At 69.6% G+C, this 17,903-nt stretch carries 2 protein-coding genes (1 of these 2 running past the window's edge); both read left to right on the top strand.

The window, feature by feature from the left end; all coding sequences use genetic code 11:
- A protein-coding gene (locus K5607_RS08025) for a non-ribosomal peptide synthase/polyketide synthase (protein ID WP_221048749.1) crosses the window boundary here: on the top strand, positions 1–17,010 show its 3' portion. The gene continues 4,836 nt to the left of window position 1, outside the view; only the last 17,010 of its 21,846 coding nucleotides appear in the window; its start codon lies beyond the left edge, outside the window; it ends in the stop codon at positions 17,008–17,010.
- Entirely contained in the window at positions 17,007–17,903 is an 897-nt protein-coding gene (locus tag K5607_RS08020) for a YHYH protein (RefSeq protein WP_054774143.1), read from the top strand. The genes K5607_RS08025 and K5607_RS08020 overlap by 4 nt, the downstream gene beginning before the upstream one ends.

The raw sequence follows: 17,903 nt of genomic DNA, 5'->3' as shown, positions 1-17,903 counted from the left end.
CGCGAGCTGAACCGCCGCGCCAACCGGCTGGCTTGGCGCTTGCGCCACCTGGGCATAGGCGCGGAAAGCCTGGTGGGGCTGTACGTGGAGCGCGGCCTGGAACTGGTGGTGGGCATCGTCGGCATCCTCAAGTCCGGCGGCGCCTACGTGCCGCTGGACCCGGCCTATCCGCCCGATCGGCTCGCTTTCATGGCGGAAGACGCCCGGCTGGCGGTGGTAGTCGCCGGCTCCGGCGGCCCGACCAACCCCGATAGCCCGGATGAAACACCGTGGAATCGGGGCTGCACCCTGCTGTACTTGGATGCCGGCGAAGCGGATTTAAGCGAGACCGACGACCAAGCGCCGCCGGAACTGGCCGGCCCGGCCAACCTGGCTTACGCCATCTACACCTCCGGCTCCACCGGCCGGCCCAAAGGCGTGCTGGTGGAACACCGCCAGGTGCTACGCCTGTTCACTTCCTGCACCCCCTGGTTCCGCTTCGGAAGCGACGATGTATGGACGCTATTCCATTCCTACGCCTTCGACTTTTCCGTGTGGGAGTTCTGGGGAGCGCTGCTGTTCGGCGGCCGGCTGGTGGTGGTACCCCACGCCACCAGCCGCAGCCCGGCGGCGTTCTTCCAATTACTACGCCAGGAAGGCGTCACCATGCTCAACCAGACGCCGTCCGCCTTCCGCCAATTGGTCGCGGTGCTACCGGATGGCAAAGAGGCCGAACTGCCGGCCCTACGCTGGATCGTATTCGCCGGCGAAGCCATCGACCTGCCCAGCGTGCGCGCCTGGATGGAGCGCTATGGCGACAGCCAACCCCTGCTGGTGAACATGTACGGCATCACCGAAACCACCGTGCATTCCACCTACCGGGCCATGCGCCGCGAGGATCTGGAATCGGCCTCCGTCAGCCCCATCGGCCGCCCCCTGGCGGATTTGACCATCCACCTGCTGGACAGCCGGCTCAAGCCGGTGCCCATCGGCGTACAGGGGGAAATTTACGTGGGCGGCGACGGCGTGACGCGCGGCTATCTGAACCGGCCCGAGTTGACCGACCAGCGCTTCATCGCCGATCCCTTCGAGCCCACGCCCGGCGCGCGCCTCTACAAATCCGGCGACCTGGCGCGCTGGCGCAGCGACGGCGAGCTGGAATACCTGGGCCGCGGCGACCACCAAGTCAAAATCCGCGGCTTCCGTATCGAGCTGGGGGAAATCGAAGCGCTGCTGAACCAGCATCCCGGCCTGGCGGCGTCCTTGGTGACCGTGTTCCACACCGACGGCGATGCGCGCCTGGCCGCCTACGTGGTGGCCAAGCCGGGGGAAAGCGTCTCGGTAGATGCCCTGCGCGACCTTTGCCGCCAATGCTTGCCCCAATACATGGTGCCGGCCGCTTTCGTGGTCTTGGACAGTTTCCCCCTCACCCCCAGCGGCAAAATCGACCGCCGCGCCTTGCCGGCGCCGGGCGCGGAGCGGCCGGAGCTGGGCCGCACCTACACCCCGCCGGAAACCCCGGCGGAAACCCTGCTGGCGGAAGTATGGGCGGAAGCACTGAAGCTGGAGCGGGTCGGCATCGACGACAACTTCTTCGACCTGGGCGGCGACTCCATCCTCAGCATCCAGGTGGTGTCCAAGGCCGCCCAGCGCGGCTTGGCCTTCGGCCTGACGGAGCTGTTCCAACATCAATCCGTACGGCAACTGGCGGCGGTGGCGCGCACCGCCCAGCTCGAAATCGCCCCGGCCTACCAGCCCTACTCCCTGCTGAGCCCAGAACAGCGCGCCCGGCTGCCGGAGGACGTGGAGGACGCCTATCCCCTGGCGGCCCTGCAAGCGGGCATGATCTTCCACTCCGAGCTGGACGAGCAGAGCGTGTCCTACCACGACCTGCTCAGCCTCTACCTGCAAGCGCCCTACGACCCGGCCGCCCTGGCCGCCGCCCTGGCCCGGCTGGCGGCGCGCCACCCCCTGCTGCGCACCTCGTTCGACCTGTCCGCGGCCGGCGAGCCGATCCAACGGGTACACCGCCGGGCGGAAATTCCGCTGATCGAGGAAGACTGGCGTGCGCTGGACGAAGACGCCCAGGAACAAGCTCTAGCCCAATGGATCGGCGAAGAACAACGCCGGCCTTTCGACTGGAAGACGGCGCCGTTGGCGCGGGTATTCCTGCGCCGCCGCGGCGAAGACCGCTTCGAACTGAGCCTGAGCGTGCACCACGCCGTACTGGACGGCTGGAGCGCGGCGACGTTTTACACCGGCATGCTGCGCGATTACCTATCCCGCTGTAGCCCGGACGCAACGCAGCGGGATCCGGACCATGCCGATGCCGCCGCTCCCGCCCCCTACGCCGAATTCATCGCCCTGGAACGGCAAACCCTGGCCGACGAGGCCGCGTGGGCCTATTGGCAACGGCAACTGGACGGCGCGCTGTTCACCCCTCTGCCGCGCTTGGCCGCGCCCGGCAGCAACCCGGACTTGGACCGCGCCTGGCCGGTGCCCATCGGCGCGGACATTTCCGACGCCCTCAAGCAACTGGCCAAGCAGGCCGGCGTGCCGCTGAAAAGCTTGTTGCTGACGGCCCACGTGTACGCCCTGGGCCGCTTGACCGGCCACAGCGACATCACCACCGGCCTGGTGGCCAACGGCCGGCCGGAAACCCCCGGCGGCGAAAAGACGCTCGGCCTGTTCCTCAACACCGTGCCGTTCCGCCATCGCCTGGCGGCCGTGCCCTGGCTGGAAGGGGTGCGCGCGGTGGCCGCCCAGGAACGGGAATTGCTGCCGCAACGGCGTTTCCCCCTGGCGGAAATGCAACGCCGCCACGGCGGCGAGCTGTTCGAAACCGCCTTCAACTTCATCCACTTCCACGTGCTGAAGGACGCCATCGCCGACCCGGCCCTGCACGTGCTGCGGGAACGCGGTTTCGCCCGCACCAACCTGCCGCTGGCCGCCGAATTCAGCCTGGACGTGAACCGCAACGACGCCGTCACCCTGCGCCTGTCGGTGCACAGCGACGCCATCGACGACCGGCAACTGGCCACCATGGCGGACATCTACCGCCGCACCCTGGAAAGCCTGGCGCTGGCTCCGCAGGTCGTGCCTGACGCCCGCCACATCCTGCCGCCACGGGAATGGCAGCGGGTGACGCGGGATTTCGCGCTGGGCGAATCGCGGCCGGTGCCGGAACTACCCGCCCACGCCATGGTGGCCGCCCAGGCCGCCAGCCAACCGGACGCCGTCGCGCTGATTGCCGGCGGCGAAGAAGTGAGCTACGCCGAACTGGAAACCCGTGCCGAGCGTTTAGCTAAGCACTTGGCCGACCACGACATCCAAGCGGAATCCCTGGTGGGCGTGGCGCTGCCGCGAGGCATCGACGCCGTGGTGGCGGTGTTGGCGGTGCTCAAAGCCGGCGGCGCGTATCTGCCGTTGGACATTTCCTATCCGGCGGAGCGGCTGGCCTATATGCTGGAGGACGCCCGGCCGGCCTTGCTGCTGAGCCATAGCGGGGTGGAATTGCCGGAGTGGGATGGGCCGGTAGTGTATGTGGATGCCCACATAGGGTGGGCGAGAGCCAGCTTGCCCGCCACAGCGCATGATAGACAGCCAGCGGATGGTGGGCAGCCTATCGGCCGCCCACCCTACTTGCCTGAGGACTCGCCCGAAGCACACGGCGCCCGTGCCGCCGCCCAACAATTTGCCGAAAACGCCGCAGAACTCCCTCTCCCTCAGGGAGAGGGTTGGGGTGAGGGGAAATCAAAAGCCACGGCCTTAAAATTCCTTCACCCTGAGGGAGAGGAAACCGAAGCCGCCGCTTTCGGTCAACCACCCTGCGCGTCTCCCGTAGCCCCAAACCAACTGGCCTACGTCATCTACACCTCCGGCTCCACCGGCAAACCCAAAGGCGTGCTGGTGGAACACCGTGGTCTCAGCAACCTGGTGCAGGCCCAAGGCGAAGCCTTCGACGTCCACCCCGGCGACCGGGTGCTGCAATTCGCCCGGCTGGGTTTCGACGCCTCGGTGTCGGAAATTTTCGTCACCTTGGGACGCGGCGCCACCCTGGTGCTGGCACCGCCCGGTGAACTGCTGGCGGGGGCTGAATTGTCCCGGCTGCTAAGGGAACAGCGCATCTCGGTAGCCACCCTGCCGCCGTCGGCCCTGGCGACGCTGCCGGACACGGATTTACCCGAACTGCACACCCTGGTGGTGGCCGGCGAGGCCTGCCCGGCCCCGCTGGTACAGCGCTGGGCTCGGGGACGGCGCTTCCTCAACGCCTACGGCCCCACCGAAGGCACGGTGTGCGCCAGCATCGCCGCCTGCAACGGCGATAGCGCCGCGCCGCCCATCGGCCGGCCCATGGCCAACACCCAGGTTTATGTGCTGGACGAACAAGGCCAGCCCCTGCCGGTGGGCGCGGCGGGAGAAATCCACATCGGCGGCGTGGGCCTGGCACGGGGTTATCTGAACCGGCCGGAATTGACCGAGGAACGGTTTGTATCAGCTGCCTTCGAAGCCCATCTAGAGCCCCTCTCCCCTCAGGGGAGAGGGGTTGGGGAGAGGGGCGGAGTTGGCGAGAAGGCCGCCGCCCGCCTCTATCGCAGCGGCGACCTAGGCCGCTGGCGGGCCGACGGCCAGTTGGAATTCCTCGGCCGCCTGGACGAACAGGTCAAGTTGCGCGGCTACCGCATCGAGCTGGGGGAAATCGAAGCGCGACTGCTGGAACACCCGGCCATCCGCGAATGCCTGGTGCTGCTGCGGGAGGATAGCGGCGCGGCGCGCCTGGCGGCCTATGTGAGCGGCAACGGCCCCCTGCCGGAACTGTCCGAGCTGCACCGCCACCTGCGCGCCTTCCTGCCCGACTACATGGTGCCGGCGGAATTCCAGGTGTTGGACGCCCTGCCCCGCGACGCCCACGGCAAATTCGACCGCCGCGCCCTGGCCGGCATGGGCGGACGCAGCTTGCAAGGGGGGGCGTACCTGGCGCCGGTCACGCCGACGCAAACCGCCCTGGCGGCTATCTGGAGCGAAGTGCTGCGGGTGGAACGGGTCGGCCTGCGCGACAATTTCTTCGAACTGGGCGGCGATTCCATCCTCAGCATCCAACTGGTGTCGAAAGTCCGCGACGCCGGCTTCAAGCTGTCGGCCAAGCAGCTTTTCGAGCACCCGAACATCGAAAGCCTGTCCGCCGCCATCGACGCCGGCGGCGACGAACAGCCGCAGCAGGCCGGCACGGCGGAGGCGCTACTGCCGCCGGCCCTGGCGGCCCAATTGGCGCGGCGCTACCCCGGCTACCAGGACGCCTACCCCCTGGCCCCCTTGCAGCAAGGCCTGCTGTTCGAAAGCCTGTACGCCGAACAAGACGAAGCCGTGTATTTCGAACAGCCGCGCCTGTTCCTGCGGGGCGAGCTGGACGGCGAGCGGCTGCGGCAGGCCTTCCGGCAAGTGCTGCAACGCCACGACGCCCTGCGCGCCGCCGTGGTCCACCAGGGGCTGGACGCGCCGTTGCAGGTGATTTGCCGGGAAATCGAACTGCCCTGGCGGGAGCTGGACTGGCGCGACGCGGCGGATTTCGAGGCGCGGTTGGAGCGCTTCCTGGCGGAAGACCGCGCCGACCGTTTCGATTTCGAGCAAGCGCCCTTGCTGCGCCTGGCGCTGCTGCGCCGCACCGACTCGGATTGGGTGCTGGTGTTCAGCAACCACCACCTGCTGCTGGACGGCTGGTCCCTGCCCATCGTGCTGGGGGAAGCCTTCGCCCTGTACCGCGACGCCAAGGCCGCGCTGCCGCCGGTGCGGCCCTATCGCGACTACCTGGGCTGGCTGGCCGGCCGCGACCGCGAAGCAGCGGAAAACTACTGGCGCGCCCAGTTGGCCGGCTGCGACGCGCCCGCCGGCCCGGACCTGCCGCAACCGCGGCAGCCGCAACCCGGCCACAGCGACGTCCGCGCGGTGCTGGACGCGCCGCTATATGCCGACCTGCAAGCCTACGCCCGCCGCCGGGGCCTGACCCTCAGCAGCCTGTGCCTGGGCGCCTGGGCGCTGTTGCTGGCCCGTTACAGCCGCAGCGAGGAAGTGCTGTTCGGCGTCACCGTGTCCGGCCGGCCGCCGGAACTGGCCGGCGTGGAACGCATGGTCGGCCTGTTCATCAACACCGTGCCGGTGCGGCTGGCGGTGGACGAGGAGCAGCCCCTGTCCGCTTGGCTGGCCGCCCTGCAAGCGCAGCAAGCCGAGGCGCGCGAGCACGCTTACCTGCCCCTGTCCGACATCCGCCGCCTGGGTGGAGCGAGCGCCGGGCAAGCCTGGTTCGACAGCCTGCTGATTTTCGAAAATTATCCGGTGGATTCCAGCATCGCGGGCGACGACGGCCTGGCATTGACGGGCGCCGCCGCCGACGAGCGCACCCATTACCCGCTGACCCTGCTGTTCATGCCGGGTGAGGCGCTGGAGCTGCGGCTGACTTACGACCGCTCGCGCTTCGAAAGCGACGCCATGGCCCGGCTGGCCGACCATCTGCGTTGCCTGTTGCAAGCCATGGCGGCAACGCCGGAAGCCCGTTTGCGCGACCTGGACCACCTGCCGGCGCTGGAACGGCGCCAAGTTTGCGTGGACTTCAACGCCACCGCCGCGCCGTTGCCGCAAACGTCCTGCTTGCACCAGGGCTTCGAGCGCCAGGCGCAAGCCGCGCCGGACGCCGTCGCCTTCATCGACGGCACTCGGCGCATCACCTATCGGGAATTGGACGAACGCGCCAATCAACTGGCCCGCCATCTGCAAACCCTGGGCGTCGGACCGGAAGTGCCGGTGGGGTTGTACAGCCGCCGCTGCGCCGACCTGGCGCTGGCCATCCTCGGCATCCTCAAGGCCGGCGGCGCCTACGTGCCGCTGGACCCGGAATATCCCAAGGCGCGCATCCGATACATCCTGGAACAGGCCAAACCGGCCCTGGTGCTGACCCAGGCGGCCCTGGCGGGCGAACTGCCGGACGATGCGCGGATTTTGCGCCTGGACGGCGATTGGCCTTCCGTGGCCGAATATTCCGCCGAGCCGCTCCCCAGCCGCGTAACGGGCGACAACCTGGCCTACGTGCTGTACACCTCCGGCTCCACCGGCCAGCCCAAGGGCGTGGCGGTGGAACACCGCAGCGGCGCAGCGTTCATGGGCTGGATCGGCAGCGCCTTCCGCGCCGAGGAATTGGCCGGCGTGCTGTTTTCCACCTCCGTGTGTTTCGACCTGTCGGTGTTCGAGCTGTTCGCGCCGTGGTGGCACGGCGGCGCGGCAATCCTGGCCAACCATGCCCTGGAGTTCTTCGACCTGCCGGCCAGGGACGAGGTCAGCCTCATCAACACCGTGCCCTCGGCCATGGCCGGCCTGCTCAACCTGGGCGAACTGCCGGCCGGCGTCCTCACCATCGGCATGGGCGGCGAAGCCCTGCCCGACGAGCTGGCGCGGCGCATCTATCGCCAGCCGCACCGTCCGCGGTTGTTGAACCTGTACGGTCCCACCGAGGACACGGTCTATTCCGCCTGGGGCATCGGCGACCCGGCCAGCGGGCGGGCGCCGGACATCGGCCGTCCCATCGCCAACAGCCGCGCCTACGTGCTGGACGCGTTGCTGCGCCCGCAAGCCCTCGGCGTGCCGGGCGAGCTGTATCTGGGCGGCGCCGGCTTGGCGCGGGGCTATTTGCATCGGCAGGATTTGACCGACGAGCGATTTGTCGCCGATCCCTTCGACGCCGGCGCCCGCCTCTACCGCACCGGCGACCTGTGCCGGTGGCGGCCGGACGGCCAGCTGGAATACCTCGGCCGCCTGGACCATCAGGTGAAACTACGCGGCTTCCGCATCGAGCTGGGGGAAATCGAAGCCGTGCTGCGCGCCCATCCGCAAGTGCGGGACGGCGCGGTAATAGCGCGCAGCGACGCCGGCAGCCCGCGCCTGGTGGCCTATGTGGTGGCCCAGACAGGCAGCGCGCCGCTTCCCCATGAGTTGCACGAACACTTGGCCGCCAGCCTGCCGGAATACATGCTGCCGGCCGCCTGGGTGTTCCTCGACGCGCTGCCGCTCACGCCCAACGGCAAGCTGGACCGCCGCGCCCTGCCCACCCCGGCCATGGACACGGCTGATAGCCAAGCCGATGCCGCGCCGCGCAACGCCTGCGAGGACATCCTCTGCGCCATCTGGGCGGCGGCCCTGGCGCGGCCCAGCGTCGGCATCCACGACGACTTTTTCGCCCTGGGCGGCGACTCCATCCTGGCCATCCAGGTGGTGGGCAAGGCGCGCCAGGCCGGCTGGCAGTTTTCCGTACGGCAATTGTTCCAGCACCCCACCGTGGCCGGCCTGGCGCAACAGGCCGCGCCCGTGGCGGCTCACGCCTCCGTTCTATCGGCCGACGCCCCGCCCAGCCTGACGCCGATCCAACACTGGTTCTTCGCCCAGCGGCAGCCCGAACCCCACCACTTCAACCAGGCGCTGCTGCTGGAAACCCGCGAACCGCTGGCGACGGAACGGCTGGAACGGGCCATGCGCCATCTGCTGCATCACCACGACGCGCTGCGCCAGCGCTTCCGCTTCGAAGGCGAGACGGTACACGTCGAATACGCCGCCGACGACGCGCCGCTGTGCGCCGGCCTGGATTTGTCCGCCGTGGCCGACGCGGACCTGCCCGCCGCCATCGAAACGGCGGCCAACCAAGCGCAGCGCGAGCTGGATTTGTCCAACGGCCCCTTGCTGCGCCTGCTGCACATGGACTTGGGGGCGGATCGGCCGGGACGCTTGCTGCTGGTCGTCCACCACTTGGCGGTGGACTGGGTGTCCTGGTGGATACTGCTGGACGACCTGGTTCGGGTTTACGACCAGCTGCAACAGGCGCTGACGCCGCAATTGCCGGCCAAGACCCTGGCTTACCGCGATTGGGCCGCCTATCTCGCCCAGCAGGCCAGGGCGGCGGAAAACGAACTGGACTTCTGGCGCGACCGCGCCGTTTCACCGTCGCCGCCGCCGCTGGACTTCCCCGGCGGCGACAACAGCGTGGCCTCTTCCCACGAGTTGGAGATCAGCCTGTCGGAAGAGGAAACCCGGTCGTTGCTGCAAGCGGTGCCGGAAGCTTACCGCACCCACATCGACGACGTGCTGCTCACGGCCTTGGCTCAAGCCTACGCCGCCTGGAGCGGCCAGCCGGCCCTGCAGCTGGACCTGGAAAGCCACGGCCGCGAGGATTTCGACGGCGCGCTGGACTTGTCCCGCAGCGTCGGCTGGTTCACCTGCCTGTATCCGGTGCGCCTGGAATTGCCGGGCGGCGACGCCGGCGAGGCGCTGAAATCGGTGAAAGAGCAACTGCGGCGCATTCCCCGCCGCGGCCTGGGCTGGGGCCTGCTGCGCTATCTGCACCCGGACCCGGCGCTGCGCGCCGAACTGGCCGCCTTGCCAGCGTCACCCATCAGCTTCAACTACCTGGGCCAATCCGACCAGAGCCTGCCCAGCTCCAGCCTGTTCGCCTATGCGAAAGAGTCCGTCGGGCTCAGCCACAGCCCGCTGCGGCGCCGCGCCTGCCCCATCGAAGTAAACGGCTACGTGGCCGGCGGCCGGTTCCATTGCCGCTTCATGTACAGCGACAACCTCCATCGCGAGGCCACGGTACTGGCCTTGGCCGAACGTTTCATCGCGGCTTTGCGCGGGTTGCTCGCCCATTGCACGGCGGAGGGCGCCGGCGGCCGCACGCCCTCGGACTTCCCCCTGGCGCGCCTTAGCCAAGCGGAAGTGGACCGGCTGGCCGGCAACGGCGCGGAGGTGGAGGACATCTATCCCTTGTCGCCCATGCAGCAAGGCCTGCTGTTCCACAGCCTGGGCCAACCGGGCGGCGGCTTGTACCTGGAGCAATTGGTGCTGGAACTGGAAGGCGAGTTGGACAGGCGTAAGCTGCACGCCGCCTGGCAAACCCTGTTGCAACGCCATCCGGCGCTGCGCAGCGCCTTGGCCTGGGAAGCCCTAAGCCAACCGCTGCAAATCGTCCAGCGCCGGCCGGTGTTGCCTTGGCGGGAAGTGGATTGGCGCGATGCAGCGGCGGAAGAACAATCGGCCAGGTTGGAAGCCTTGCTGCGGGAAGACCGGAAAGCGGGTTTTCACCTCTCTTCCTGTCGTGCCCACGGGGAGCGAGGGAACGATGTGATGCTGCGCCTCACCCTCATCCGCCTCAGCCAACAGCGCTGGCAGCTGCTGTGGACCCACCACCACCTGCTGCTGGACGGCTGGTCGCGGTCCATTCTGCTCAAGGAGCTGTTCGAGCTATACGGCGGCGGCTCCCCGCCCCCCGCTCCCCGGCCGTTCCGCGATTACCTGGCCTGGCTGCAAAGCCGGGACGCCGCCCAGGCGGAAAACCATTGGCGCCAAGTGTTGGCCGGGGTGGACGCGGCCACGCCGCTGCCCCTGGCCGACGCCGCCGCGGCGGCGCCCGACGACGGCGCGCCCTCGGCCATCGCCGAACGCTGCCTGTCGCCCCAGAACGCCGCCGCGCTAGAGCGCTTCGCCCGCGGCCACGGCCTCACCTGGAGCACCCTGGCGCGAGGCGCTTGGGCGCTGCTGCTGGGCAGCCACGCGGGAGCGGACGAGGTCCTGTTCGGCGCCACCGTGTCCGGCCGGCCGGCGGCGTTGGCCGGCGTGGAAAACATGGTCGGCATGTTCGTCAACACCTTGCCGGTGCGCATCGGCCTGCCCGCCGACGGCGTCGTGCTGCCCTGGCTGCAAAACCTTCAGGCACAACAGGCGGAGGACGGCGCCTTCGAATACGCCTCCCTGGCGGAAATCCAGGCTTGGAGCGGTCTGGAGGCCGGCCGGGCATTGTTCGAAACGCTGCTGGTGGTGGAAAACTACCCGGTCGACGCGCTCGACGAGGCCGACCTGCCGCTGCGCATCGCCGGCCTGCAAAGCCGCGAACGCTCCAACCTGCCGCTGGTGGCGCTGTTGCTGCCCGGCGCTTCGCCCAGCCTGCACCTGAGCTACGACCCGGCCCGTTACAGTAACGCCGACGCGGCCCGCTTGCTGGAACAGTGGGAGCACCGGCTGCTGAGCCTGATCGCCCGGCCAGACGCGCGTCTGGGCGAGCTGGACCCGCTCACCGCCGCCGAAAAGCAAACGCTGCTGCGGGACTGGAACCACACCGCCGCCGCCTACCCCGACGACTGCTGCGTGCACGATCTGATCCAACGCCAGGCGGCGCTGACGCCGGCAGCGGAGGCGCTGCGCTTCCGGGGCGAGTCCATGAGCTACGCCGAACTGGAGGCCCGCGCCGGGGGGCTGGCGCAGCGGCTGCACGCCCTGGGCATCGGCCCGGAATCGCGGGTGGGATTGTGCGCGGCCCGATCCATGGAAATGGTGGTGGGCCTGCTCGCCATCCTCAAAGCCGGCGGCGCCTATGTGCCGCTGGACCCGGCCTATCCGGCCGAACGGCTGCGCTACATGATCGAAGACGCCGACCTGGCCCTCCTGCTGGTGCAGCCGGAACTGCGCGAGGCATTGCCGGATACCGCCACGCTGCGGCTCGACCTGGCGATGCCGGCCCCGGCGGAAACAGCGGCCCTGCCCGCCCCCGCCGTTGGGCCGGCCAACGCCGCCTACGTCATCTACACCTCCGGCACCACCGGCCGGCCCAAGGGGGTGGTGCTGGAGCATCGCGGCGCGTGTAACCTGGCGCTGGCGCAGCAACGGGCTTTCGGCGTGACCGTCGGCACGCGGGTGCTGCAATTCGCCAGCTTGAGCTTCGACGCCGCCACCTGGGAAATCCTCATGGCCCTGTGCGCCGGCGGCACGCTGTGCCTGGCCCCGGCCGAGGACTTGCTGCCCGGCCTGGAGCTGGCGCGCTTCCTGCGCGAACAGGACATCCATATCGCCACCCTGCCGCCCTCCGCCCTGGCCGCCATGGCGGCGGAAGCGCTGCCGGCCCTGGCCACCCTCATCGTCGCCGGCGAAGCCTGCCCGGCGGAGCTGGTGGATCGCTGGGCGGTAGGAAGGCGCTTCTTCAACGCCTACGGCCCCACGGAAACCACGGTCTGCGCCGCCTGGAGCGAATGCGAAGCCGGCCAAGGCCGTCCCTCCATCGGCCGCCCCATCGCCAACACCCGCCTCTACCTGCTGGACGGCCGGCGGCGGCCGGTGCCGCAAGGCGCGGTGGGCGAACTGTACGTCGGCGGCGCGGGCGTGGCGCGCGGCTACCTCAATCAGCCGGAGCTGACCGCCGAGCGCTATGTCGACGATCCGTTTTCCGACCGGCCCGGCGCCCGCCTGTACCGCACCGGCGACTTGTGCCGCTGGCGCGCCGACGGCCGGCTGGACTTCCTCGGCCGGGCCGACCACCAGGTCAAAATCCGCGGCTACCGCATCGAGCCGGGGGAAATCGAAAGCCAACTGCTCCGCCAATCCGGCGTGGCGGAAGCGGCGGTGATCGGCCGGGACGAGCCCGGCGGCACCCGGCTGGTGGCCTACGTGGCGCCGGAACCGGGCACGCACTTGAACGTCGAGAAGCTGCGCGACGCCCTGCGGGAAACCCTGCCGGCCTATATGCTGCCGTCGGCCTGGGTGCTGGTGCCCGCCCTGCCTTTGACGCCCAACGGCAAGCTGGACCGCCGCGCCCTGCCGGCGCCTGAGCGCTTGGCGGAAGCGCCCGCCACGGCGTTCGACCCCGCCGCCGCCCTCATCGCCGACGTGTTCGCCAGCGTGCTGGGCCTGGAGCGGGCGGCGGCCACGGACGACTTTTTCGAGCTGGGCGGCCATTCGCTGCTGGCGACCCAGGTGCAGTGGCGCTTGCGGGAGCTGTTCCAGGTGGAGCTGCCGCTGCGCGCTTTGTTCGAATACCCCACCCCGGCGGCGCTGGCCCAGCATCTGGAAGCCTTGCGCCGGGACGGCGCCGACGCGCCGCCACCCTTGCTGCCGCGCGACGGGGAACAGCGGCGCGTGCCCCTGTCTTTCGCCCAGGAGCGGCTGTATTTCCTCGACCGCCTGGAGCCGGGCAGCGCGTTCTACAACAGCGCCGTGGCGTTGCGCCTGCACGGTCCGCTCGAGCGGACCGCCTTGCTGGGCGCGCTACGGCGCATTCTGGAGCGCCACGAGGTGCTGCGCACCTGCTTCCCCGCACCCCAGGGCGAGCCGTGCCAGGCCATCGCCGCCGAGGCGGCCGTCGCCTGGGAGGAAATCGACCTGGGCGACTGGCCGGATGCCGATCGAGCGCAGGAACTGCACCGGCGATTGCAAGCGGCCAGCCAGCGGCCTTTCGATTTGGCGCAAGGGCCTTTGGCCCGTTTCAGCCTGATCCGGCTCGACGATCGGCAACACGCCCTGCTGGCGGCTTTCCACCACAGCGTGTTCGACGGCTGGTCGGTGGGCGTGTTGTTGCGCGAGCTGGCGCAGGGCTACCAGTCCCATCGCCACGATGCTTCCCTCCCCGCGGCATTGCCGCTGCAATACGCCGATTTCGCCCTGTGGCAGCGCGACTGGCTGCAAGGCGCGGTGCTGGAAAGGGAACTGGGCTACTGGCGCGGCCGGCTGGCCGGCGCCGAGCCGTTGCAGCTGCCCACCGACCGCCCGCGTCCGGCGTTGCAAACCTACAACGGCGACCGCGTGGCGCTGGCCTTGCCGCCCGACTTGATGCGGGCCTTGACCGCCCTGGGCCGCGAGCGGGGCGCCACCCTGTTCATGACGCTGCTGGCCGCCTTCAAGGTGCTGCTGTACCGCTACAGCGGCCAGGACGACATCGTCGTCGGCACGCCCGTCGCCGGCCGCAACCGGGCGGAACTGGAAAACCTCATCGGCTGCTTCATCAACCTGCTGCCCCTGCGCACCGACTTGTCCGACGCCCCGGATTTCCGCACGCTGCTGGCGCGCATCCGCCACGCCACCCTGGAGGCCTTCGCCCACCAAGCGGTACCGTTCGAAAAGCTGGTGGAAAGCCTGGCGCCGGCCCGCGACCCCAGCCGCTCGCCACTGTTCCAAGTGCTGTTCACCCTGCAAAACCTGCCGGCGCCGACCGCCGAATTCGGCGGCCTGCGGCTGGAACCCATCGCCCTGGAGAGCGAGCACGCCCAGTACGACCTGTCCTTGACCCTGAACGAAACGCCGGACGGCTGGCAGGGCGAGCTGGAATACAATGCCGACCTGTTCCTCCCGGCCACCGCTCAGCGCTTGGCTCGGCACTGGCTACACCTGCTGCAAGCCATCGCCGCCGATCCGGGCTGCGCCGTCGACCGCTTGCCTTTGCTGGACGAAGGGGAGCGGCGGCGAATGCTGGAACTAGGCAAAGGCCCGGCGTTTCCCAGTCACTCGGACTCTGCATCCCCTCTCCCTGGGGGAGAGCGAAGCGAGGGGTTGGAGGCAGGAACACTCGGGCGCCTCGAATCCTCACCGATTGCCTTGCACCGCCTTTTCGAAGCCCAGGCCCAACGCACGCCGAACGCCGTCGCCGTCACGGACGGCCGGCAAAGCTGGCGCTACGCCGAACTGGACGCCCGCGCCGACCAGCTGGCCCAGCGCCTGGCCGCCCTCGGCTTGGAACCGGGCGCCACCGTCGCCCTGCGCCTGGAACGCTCGCCGGAACTGGTCATGGCCATGCTGGCGGTGCTCAAAGCCGGCGGCGCCTACCTGCCGCTGGATCCCGCCTACCCGCCCCAGCGCTTGGCCTGGATGCTGGAGGACAGCGGCGCCGCCATCCTGATCGAAGCGGAATCCCCGGAATCGCCGGCCTCCCGCCCGCCGGCGAACCTCGCGCTAACCGTGCGCCGGCTTGCGGCTAACGGTGAGGCGACCACGTCTTCGGCAGGCGGACAAGATGCCAGCGCTCCCGGCCTGGCCCGGCAACCCGCCTACCTCATTTACACCTCCGGCTCCACCGGCACGCCCAAAGCGGTGCAGGTCCCCCACGCCGCCTTGCTCAACCATGCCGGCTGGGCGGTGCGTTGCTATCAATTGCGGCCGGACGACAAAGTCCTGCAATTCGCTTCCGCCAGCTTCGACGTGGCGGCCGAGGAAATCTTCCCCACCCTGCTGGCCGGTGCCACGCTGGTGCTGCGCGACGACGACGCCCTGGCGCCGGATCGCTTCGGCGCGTGGGTGGAAAGCCGGGGCATCACCCTGCTCAACCTGCCCACCGCCTTTTGGCACACCTGGACCCGTTGGCTGGCGACCAGCGGCGCGACCTTGCCGCGAACCCTGCGCCTGCTGGTGGTGGGCGGCGAGAAGGCGTCGAAAAGCGCCTACGCCGACTGGCGCCGGGTGGCCGGGGCGGAACGGGTGCGCTGGCTGAACGCCTACGGCCCCACGGAAACCACCGTCACCGCCACGGTGTACGACCCCGCCGCCAGCCCGCCCCTGCACGAGGACGACGAACTGCCCATCGGCCTGCCGGTGGACAACGCGACGGCCTACGTCCTCGATAGCCACCGGCAACCGCTGCCCAAGGGCGCGCCCGGCGAGCTGTATATCGGCGGCAGCGGCGTGGCGCTGGGTTATCTCCGGCGGCCGGAGCTGACCGCGGCGGCCTTCGTCGCCGATCCCCACGTCGGCGATCCGGCCGCCCGCATGTTCAAAACCGGCGACCGCTGCCGCTGGCGCGCCGACGGCCAGCTGGAATACCTGGGCCGCTGCGACCAGCAGGTGAAAATCCGCGGCTACCGCATCGAGCCGGGCGAAATCGAAGCGGTGCTCGCCCGCCATCCCGCCGTGGCCGCCGCCGTTGTGACGGCGCGGGCCGACGACGGCGGCGAAGCGGGGCTGGTGGCTTATCTGGTTGCCTCGCAACGACAGCCGGCGGATTTCGACCCGCGACTTTACCTGCAAGGCCAGTTGCCGGACTACATGCTTCCCGCCGCCTTCGTCTGGCTGGAGACGCTGCCGCACACGCCCAGCGGCAAAATCGACCGCAAGGCCCTGCCCGCCCCCGATCTCGCCGCCGGCCGCGACGCCGCAACGTTCCTGCCGCCGCGGGACGCCGTCGAACAGGGCCTGGCCGAGATCTGGTCCGAGCTGCTGGGCGTCGAAACCGTCGGCATCCGCGACGATTTCTTCGCCCTGGGCGGCCACTCCCTGCTCGCCATGCGGGCGGTGGCGCTGATCGCCCAGCGCTTCGGCCGCTCCCTACCCCTGGCGAGCTTGTTCCAGACGGCCACGGTGGAAGCGGTGGCCCGACAGCTGCGCTCGCCCCAGCCAACCGCCGCCCAGCAGGAACAGCGGTCCCGGCCGGCCTTGTTCTGCGTCGCCCCGCCCCCCGCCGACGGCCTGTGCTATGCCGCGCTGGCCCGGCATTTAGGCCCGGACCGGCCGTTCCACGCGCTGGCGAGCATCGACCAAAATAATGAACCGGCCGACGCGACGGACCTTGCCGCCATCGCCGCCGGCCAGCTGTCCGCCTTGCGCGCGGCGCAGCCCAAGGGGCCGTACCTGCTGGGCGGCTGGTCCCTGGGCGGCCTGATCACCTTCGAAATGGCGCGCCAGCTGCGAGCCGCCGGCGAGGAAGTCCGGCAATTGATTTTGCTCGACTGTTTGGCGCCGGGCGCGGATCCCAATCCTTACCGGCCGCCGCAGGATGCCGCCGAGCTGCTGGCGCAGTTCTGCGCCGGCCTGGGTTTGCCGGCCGGGCCGGCCCGCTGGTCCGGCGTGGACCAAGCCGAACGCCTGCAAGGCGCCGCCGAAGCCTTGCTGCAGGCCGGCCTGGTGCCGCCCGATTTCGACGCGGCCCAATTGCAGCGCCGCTTGTCCGGCTACGCCGCCCTGCTGGACGCCGCCTGGCGCTATGCGCCCGAGCCCTGCGCCCTGGACATAACCCTGCTGCGCGCGGAAGCCGTGCCCGAAGGCCCCGGCTTGCCCGACCTGCTGCGGGACGAGGCCATGGGCTGGAACCGTTACTGCCTGCGGCCGGTTGCGGTGCAACGAGTTCCCGGCGACCATTTGTCCATGCTGCGGGAGCCGCTCGCGGCGCAGCTTGCCGAGCGCTTGCGGGCGTTGCTGGAGCGCGAAACAACGGCCGACCAGGCCTATCCCGGTACTGCCAGGGGGACGGAATGAAACGATACTGGCTGTGGCTGGCTCTGCTGGCGTGTAAGCCCTGCGCGGCCGACTCCCCCTTGCCTTTGGGGGACGGAAAAATCGCGTCGGAACCCCGCGTGGGTTACGTCTACTCCTGTCGAACGCGCTTTGAAGCCGGGGGCGGCGCATTTCGCAGCGGCCCGTGGCTGTCCGGGCAAAACTGGCGGCCGGAATTGAAAATCGCCGTGTCCGGCGAGGTCGACTGGCCGGAGGCGCGCGTGGACATACGCTTGAGCGGCGGCGAAAGGATTATTTCCGGCAACGGCCTGCCGCTCCACGCCAGCGGCGAGTTTCCCGTGCGACGCGACGATGCCGCCTTCGACTACGACAGGAACCCCAACGCGATCGCCCCCCTGCGCGTGGAACTGCGTTTGCCCGCCTTGCCGCGTCCGACCGATTCCCCCGCCTGCCTCGGCATGGGCATGATCGGCATCGCCAGCAGCGGCGCCGCGATTTTCAATGCGCTGGACGCCATGGGAAGAGACGCGCCGGCCTATGAAATCCAGGACCGTTGCGACGGCCATCCGGAACGACGCGGCCGCTACCACTACCACACCGCCAGCCGCTGCATCGGGGACAGCGCGCAGGACCGGCACAGCGACTTGGCCGGCTACGCCTTGGACGGCTTCGGCATTTACGGCAGGCGGGGCGAAAACGGCCAGCCGCTAAGCAACGCCGACCTGGACGTCTGCCACGGCCATACCCACGCCATCCTCTGGGACGGCGTCCCCGTCCGGCTCTACCATTACCACTTGACCGCAGAATTTCCCTATAGCCTCGGTTGCTATCGCGGCACGCCGGTGGCCACGGGAGAAGGCCCGCCGGAACCAGGCTGGCCGCCCCCTAGGCGTCACAGGCCGCCGCCCTGGTAA

This window comes from Methylogaea oryzae (assembly GCF_019669985.1).
Taxonomy (GTDB): domain Bacteria; phylum Pseudomonadota; class Gammaproteobacteria; order Methylococcales; family Methylococcaceae; genus Methylogaea; species Methylogaea oryzae.
Note: the sequence above shows the minus strand (reverse complement) of the source record. Positions and strands in the feature narration are given on the sequence as shown.

Coding starts and splice junctions, on each gene's coding strand:
- K5607_RS08020 (WP_054774143.1), top strand. CDS start 17,007: ATGAAACGATACTGGCTGTGGCTGGCTCTGCTGGCGTGTAAGCCCTGC.